Genomic DNA, 7086 nt, shown 5'->3' on the forward strand with positions numbered 1-7086 from the left:
ACACAAAAATCGCGCTGCATATCAATAATGATCAATGCAGTAGATTCAGAACTGTCTCTTTGATTCATGTTTTGCATCTCCTTCATGAACTTTAAACGTCATCTATGAGTTCTTCGTACAACACAACAGCCGCGTTTTTTTGCAGCCTGATGTGCCAGAAGCTGACCTGAGTTCTCGGTAAAAATCCTCGTGTTCCTTCAAAGTGAAATGTATCGGTTTTTTCGCCAACTCGCCTACGTTATTCATTATCGGACTTCCGTCCTTCACAAAAAGTTTGCTGAATATACTTGCGGTTCTTGATGTTTTAAATCTATCAATCGTCCTGCCTTTATGCCCTGAAGTTTCAGGGCGAGTGCTACTTCAATAAAAAAATGGGAGAAACCAGCTGCATACGTCTTGTTTGTCCACAAATAAATGATAGACACCCGCAATAGAAAGATAAATAAGCAGATAGCCTATTCGGAGATAGGCAAAATCTTTAGAAATCGCTGGCCTGAAATCCGTGGGTGCAGCGAGGAGGATAAACGTTTTAGCGAAGCGGACTAGTACGCCACCGAAAACAACATGCATCGCTGGGAGAAGTTGCGAGGACGGGGTTAGAGTGTTGGGCTACGGAAAATCAAGCGAAAATGACGCCAGTCGAATTTGCAGTGAAACATCAATTTGTGACCTAGGATTTCGTTGCACCGCTTAGTTAATTATGGGGAGCAGTGACACTCATGTCGCACCCCCTATGCGTTAAAACGTTGAGTGTTCATTAGGGTCCGCACAACTTCCGCGATCTTCATCGAGTCGCTATCACCAAAGCCCGGCGTGCATGATGACTACCTGCCTTACATCTCGGTGATGGAATGAGGCGTCTCGGCTTGCGCACGTTTGCCCTTGATCAGAATATGTAAGGTAGTTATACCCAATATACTGCCGAGTACGAGTGGAACCGCATAAATTTGCCACCAAGGGGCTCCCGGCGCCACAACATATTCACGTGGCCAGGCAACGTTGATGAGTTCGAATAACGACCACGCGAACGCAATTGTATTAATGACCAGCCCTAGAAGCCCTAGTTTTAAGGCGCCCAGCGCAGGGTTCCACCGCCCCGTCAGGCGGCTATAGAGACCAACACCGGTAGTAAAGGAGAACATTGCGTACAGACCGCCCGTACCAAAGGCAATGATGGTAGCAACGGCGCCTCCGTTCATGCCGAGAAGAAGACCCAAGCCGGCCAGCGAAACTGTGGCTAGAATAGCGTTTCGCGGTATTTTGTTATGGGTCACGTGAGAGAGCAGAGCAGGCATATTTCCTTCGCGACCCATGGAGAAAACAATGCGTGAAACATAATTAACTACCGATGCGCCGCAAGAAAGAAAGGCTGTCATGACTATTACCAGAAAAGGCTTCGCAGCCCATGCTCCTATGGTGCCTGCGATAATAGGAGAAATAGGGTCAGAGGTAGCACTGGCTTTCATCAGAACGTCATGATCTACAGCCAAAATCAGTGCTGAGGAGTTAAAAAGCACCACCGTGCCCACAGCAAACAGGGAAAGAAAAATCGCCCGCGGAATCATTCTTTCGGGATGATGTGCTTCTTCGGCAATCGTGGAGCACGCATCGAAGCCGATAAACGCCCATCCGGCGATAGCCACCGCCGCCACAAATGCCGAGAGGCTGCTGGGTGCCAGCCCCGTTCCCAAGTGTTGAAACAACTCGGAAATAGGGTGGATGCGAAAGAAAAAAAATAAGACCGCCGCTACACACACCGAGCCAAGCGCTTCGGCACAGATTCCCAGCATATTGATAATTTTGAATACACGCTGATGGGCCATGTTGACTGCAGTGCATATCAACAGAAAAATGCTTCCCCATATTGCTGCTGTCGCGCCTTCTACATTACCACCTACAAAAATGGCGGCTAGCCACATGCCCCCCGTGTAGGCTGTAGTAGTGAGCATGGCAATAGTCGAACTGACGTAGATCACTCCGGCGTATTGACCCGTTCGTGGCCCTACGAGTTGCCGAGACCATTTATAGGCTCCGCCCGCAATTGGAAACTGGGAAGAGAGCTCGGCATACACCGTTGCTACCAGCATTTGCATAACGAGGCACAGAGCCAGGGCAAGTATCCAGCCCCCCCCAGTGACTAGATTCTGAACACCGAAGATGGCATAGAAGCCGACTACCGGGGATACGACTGAGAAGCCCAAGGTAAAGCAATTCCAGACACTCAGTGTACGCTTGAGTGAATGAGGGCTTGCAGGTTCAGGAGCATGACACCCGCTCCGGCCCGGATCTATCGCCATGATGACCCCCAGATCCAATTGCAGCCATCTGGTAGAAGCATGCAACCCTTATTGAAGGAAGGATCGAGCACATCAATGGATAGTGCGAAGTTTCCATTGATAAATTCGACCTTACTTCTGGCTACTTTTTTCTCAGGCATGTTTTTTGTTCCCAGTTTTCGCAGCTATATTCCGCCAGATTAAAGGCAATTGTTCTGCCAATTATCTTGGCTCCGCTATCCCTGTAACCCCTGGCTCTACGCCATTAAATAAAACGGAATATCCTCTGCCCTATAATTCAGGCCATATCCCAGACCAACAGCTGGATCGGTGTAGGATTGTAGGCATTACATGGATTGTTCAGTTGTGGACAATTCGAAATCAGCACCACCACGTCCATTTCCGCCTTCATCTCTACGTATTTTCCCGGCGCGGAAACACCATCAGAAAACATTAACCGCCCATGTTCTGTTACTGGTACATTCATAAAGAAATTGATGTTGCTGGGAATATCACGTTTGCTCATTCCGAGCTGCTCACAAATTGGCTCGTGAGCCAATGCATGGAGGAAACTGTCTCGGCAGCTATGCATGGGGAATTTTTCCAGCCCATACCGTACTGTATTGCTTTCTGCGGCGCAGGCCCCGCCCACCGTGTCGTGCCTGCCGCATGTGTCGGCAACAATGGTGAGCATAACGTTCCCTAAATTGGAATACAGCTTACTGCCGGTGGTCAGGTAGAGTTTGTTTTGACGGCGTATTGTGTCGGTGGCGCTGTATCTCTCCAACGCATCACAAGCATTGTAGAAAAGCGTATCTACTGCCTGATTTCCCTCCAAGTCGACAATGCGAAACAACTGTCCTTTTTTCACCACTTTGACCCAAGCTTCCCCAGCCGGACAAATCTCATCCACTACCGCAGGAGCTGAATCTATCTTGCTTTTAGTAACATTTTGCACATTCATGCTGCGCCTCCATGGGCATATAAACGTTTAGTGTTTTGGAGTCCGCGCTCGTTCTCTACAATGTGCGCAGATTCCTTCTCGTAGGAGCGGAAATAGTCAGAAGTAGTGGAAGGCGTCGCAAAAGCAGCCAAGCGGACTGCTCCTGGCCGGTAATTTGCCGTTGGATCGAGTGGATGAGGTGCAGTAGACAGCACCACCAGCGTGTCCATCTCGAAACTTAGATCTACATAATCGCCGGCCTTGCTGCTAGCCGGATGAAAAGCGAGTTCTCCGGATGGAGAGACAGTCACCATGCTGAAAAAATTAATATTAGATACCACATCACGCATACCTAGTCCCCACTTACCCAGCTCAATCAATATGCCATCCAACCCACTTCGAAACATTCCATTACGAAGCTCCTGATATCGCCCCAAGCCATATCTCCAGCGTATCAATTCTGCATCGCTCAAGCCGCATACAGTGTCATTCCAGCCTGAGGTATCTTCCGTGATACAACAGAAAATATGCCCCATGTCGGAATAGCAGGCGTGACCTTTGGTCAACCGGAATGTATGCTGGCACTTCAAAGTATCTGCCATGTTGTAGCGCTCCAGCTTCTCTTCGAAGTTATAGAAAAGTACTGCAGCGTTGGCTCCGCCTGTTACATTGAACAAACGTAGCGTTATACCCCGACGAATAACGCCAGACCAATGGTGTCCCCCCGGAATAGTTTCTTTCCACAGAAATGTATTTGGCTGATTCAATTTTTCCTCCTCATAACATAAGTTGTTATTCGCTTAAAAAGGCGTTCAGTCAGATAGTTACGGTTCATACCTGCTTTACATCGGTTGCGGTTCTTTTGCCATCTTTTTCCTATTCCTCGCCATATCAGGATATGCAAATGTATATCCCGAAAACGCTAACCTAATATCAGCGGAACCGCACAGATTTACTTTTTTCTGAATACCATCTTCATTCTATTTCTGATCTTCATCGTTCCATTTTTTACAACAATCGTTGATTCTCACGAACCCATTCTCATATTTGAGTTACTTGCCGCTACCTGTCTTTAGTCTTCAAAATGAAGCCATGAAATCAAGCGAAAATAGCCATTGGTCTTTTTTATCGTCAAAGGGGCGATATGGTTGGTCCAGGCCCACTGCTCTGTCATAGCGTATGTTAGGGCGTATGTTGAAGCTTCGGGTTGCCTTCCAATTATCAAGCCTCAGTCTCTTGGCCGGTTTCCAGTTCAGGCCGAGAGTAACTTGGTAATAATCTGCGGGCGCGGAAGTAATGGGGACGTTGCCTGCAAAGCCTACCCCCCGATTATCAATTTGTAGTGCTCCGCGATATGGGGAGGGAACACGAAAACCATCTCGATCACGGAACCATTCGCCCCGTATCCCTATGCTAAGATCCTCCAAAAGATCGTAATATAAGTGGCTATTGACGCCCATCCACTGCACATCTTTCTGCACGCCATTCACCAGCGCGTTACCCACAGAGCCGTGTACAAAATAAGTGGCAAAGTGAGTTTTATTAGTAATCCGGTATTGAAGAACAGAGCTAACCATAGTCCATGCTTCGTGGCTTCTTGCCGAAGCATCGCCGAAAGTAGTCATGATATTAAATGTATTTCTCTTGTCCTCGCCGACCCAGACAATGCCCCCCAATCCGTTCCAGTTAGTTAACCCGGTTCTGGTTATATTGCCATCCCAGCCTCCAGTGCCGCTACCGGTGACCGGTCCTCCAATTAAAGTCCAATTCCTATTCAGCTTATATTCAAGTAATACACCCATGTGTGTAAATGGATGACCGTTAGTTAAAGTATATCCTCTTGAATAAAAGAAAATATCGGGAGCTGGGCCAATTTCATAACCCGTCGGCGAATAAAAATGTCCTACCTTAACGTTGAGGCCATTACCGACTGGAGAATAGAATTCCGCATATGCCTGTGGAAACGCTATCCCATAGGTGCGAGTCGACTTACAGCATACATTCAGATCCCAACTACCTCTATTATTTGGCACACCACTGTTTACATCGAAAGGCGGAATGCCGCCTGCCTGGAAATAAATCGTGTCCGAACCGAACATGAAATCGATACGTCCCCCGAAATCCCATGTGTTGCCTACTGTCACCACCGGTCGCTCGAGAAATACATTAAATTGATTCAATTGCATTCTATTTGCACGGTCAGGGAAAGAGACAGTGCCGTTATATCCGTTGGTAGGATTGCTAGGATTGTAGGTAGCCCCAAGTTGGATCCAGCCTCCAATTTGTATGCCGCTTTCTTTAATCAGGGACATCAAGTTATCCGAAGTGGAGCTGTTAGCATTACCGGTGTTGGTGGGACTTGGGTTAAAAGTATTGCCAGCCAGGACGCTGCTTGAATAAAACAAGGCGAAAACCATCAGAGATAACAAGTAACTACCCCAATTCCTTATTGGAAGCGCCTTCAGGAGCCTATAATCCGCATTTCGCATGGCTATCACCTGTAGTTGATTGTCTGTGCATAAAGATCATCTTTCAAAAAGATGACTCTACGTTTCTCACGGTCCCGTAAGCTTCAAAACTGCCGCTCATCTAAACACTTCACATCCCAGCTTGGACTCAAGAAATCCCTCAACACAATCCCGTATTCACTTGTATGAAACTGATTGCCTCCGCTACCATTCCTATAGTGGACTACCCCCTCTGTACCAAAATGGATACGTGTTCCGGTAACAAGCGGGCATAACTCCTGTCATTACCGTGTTTTACCTTCTCATTGAGGTCAATTCATCCTTTCGAGGAGATGAAAAATTTTCGTTTTTATCAAGTTCGCAACCGATATAACGGTGATCAGTAGCTTTATTCAAGCTTTCCATGCTGTCTCGCTGGTACTTTCGGATCATCGCCCGGGTATGAGCTTGCAGATCTTGAGCGCGCTTACCGTAGAGATAACTTTTATCCTCGTAGTGTTCCAGAAGTTGTTCTTGCTCCTCTGCCTTTGCCTTCAAATTCCTGGTCATTTCTTCATAGTACTTCGCCCTAGCATGACATCCACTCGGGGTGGCTCGATCAACGCCTTCCGCATATGTATTTGGTATTGATGAAACAATCAAAACAAGCAAGATCAAAATGCCTCTTGCTGATGGTACTTTTTTAATTAACCGTTCCTCGGCTTTGCCTACTAAGGTTGCCATTTTGATTTCTCCTGCCCATCATTAAGAAAATCGCCGCTCTGAACAGATATGCAGTCCTTTACTGCTCCCGGACGGATAGTCAGAGTCCGCGAGCAAATAATGAGCGTTGGCAACGGAAAGATAAATAAGCAGATAGCTTATTCGAGGATAGGGAAAATCTTTAGAAGCCGACCCGGAAATCCGTGTGCACGGCGAAAAGTCGCGCTAGCGAAGTGGGAGGAGGCGCGCTAGAATTTCTACCGAAAACGGAATGTAGTGCAGGGAGAAGTCGCGAGGCTGCGGTTAGGGTATTGGGCTACGGCAAACCACGTGAAGATGATGCAGCTAGGCAGCTATGATATTGCAGTAAATCGCAAGCCGGACAAGCTGGGTGGTGTTCTCTAAATTCAATTTACGCATGATGTTAGCATGGTGAACCCCGACGGTCTTGGGGCTAATGGAAATAATATCGGCAATTTGCGCTATCGAATGTCCCTCTGCCATCAATTTGAATAGTTGGAATTCACGGGGGGACAGGACGATTAATGGATCTTCGGAAGCATTGCTGTGAACTATGCCGTCAACCATTTCTGCGGCTAACGCGGGATCAACATACAAGCGTCCCTGCTTTACTTGGCGAACTGCCTGAATGAGCTGATCGGGGCTGCTCTGTTTAGTAAGATAGCCTTCTGCCCCC

Annotated in this window: 6 protein-coding genes; all 6 read right to left on the reverse strand. The window is 47.5% G+C overall.

Going from position 1 to position 7086, the window contains the following annotated elements; all coding sequences use genetic code 11:
- Window positions 1-833: 833 nt before the first annotated feature.
- Entirely contained in the window at window positions 834-2297 is a 1464-nt protein-coding gene (locus tag BLO43_RS16020) for an APC family permease (protein ID WP_090908032.1), read from the reverse strand.
- Window positions 2298-2574: 277 nt separating this feature from the next.
- Window positions 2575-3240 carry an urea amidolyase associated protein UAAP2 gene (locus BLO43_RS16025; protein ID WP_090908034.1) on the reverse strand — a complete coding sequence of 222 codons (666 nt, stop codon included), beginning with the start codon at window positions 3238-3240 and terminating at the stop codon, window positions 2575-2577.
- On the reverse strand, window positions 3237-3986 hold the full coding sequence (locus tag BLO43_RS16030; RefSeq protein WP_090908036.1) for an urea amidolyase associated protein UAAP1: 750 nt from the start codon (window positions 3984-3986) through the stop codon (window positions 3237-3239). Before BLO43_RS16030 ends, BLO43_RS16025 begins: the two co-directional genes overlap by 4 nt.
- Window positions 3987-4298: 312 nt before the next feature.
- Window positions 4299-5531, reverse strand: a complete 1233-nt coding sequence (locus BLO43_RS16035) for a porin (protein ID WP_254773518.1) — start codon at window positions 5529-5531, stop codon at window positions 4299-4301.
- 450 nt (window positions 5532-5981) lie between these two features.
- Window positions 5982-6410: a hypothetical protein gene (locus BLO43_RS16040; protein ID WP_090908040.1), complete on the reverse strand. Its 429-nt coding sequence runs from the start codon at window positions 6408-6410 to the stop codon at window positions 5982-5984.
- Window positions 6411-6734: 324 nt separating this feature from the next.
- On the reverse strand, window positions 6735-7086 hold a 352-nt coding region (locus tag BLO43_RS16045; protein WP_139149314.1), incomplete at its 5' end, for a LuxR C-terminal-related transcriptional regulator.

The sequence above is a fragment of the Nitrosospira sp. Nsp13 genome, from assembly GCF_900101945.1.
GTDB classification, from domain to species: Bacteria; Pseudomonadota; Gammaproteobacteria; order Burkholderiales; family Nitrosomonadaceae; genus Nitrosospira; species Nitrosospira multiformis_D.

Excerpts from the sequence above, each read along its gene's own strand:
- BLO43_RS16040 (WP_090908040.1), bottom strand. The coding sequence starts at position 6,410 with ATGGCAACCTTAGTAGGCAAAGCCGAGGAACGGTTAATTAAAAAAGTA.
- BLO43_RS16035 (WP_254773518.1), bottom strand. The coding sequence starts at position 5,531 with ATGTCCCTGATTAAAGAAAGCGGCATACAAATTGGAGGCTGGATCCAA.
- BLO43_RS16025 (WP_090908034.1), bottom strand. The coding sequence starts at position 3,240 with ATGAATGTGCAAAATGTTACTAAAAGCAAGATAGATTCAGCTCCTGCG.
- BLO43_RS16020 (WP_090908032.1), bottom strand. The coding sequence starts at position 2,297 with ATGGCGATAGATCCGGGCCGGAGCGGGTGTCATGCTCCTGAACCTGCA.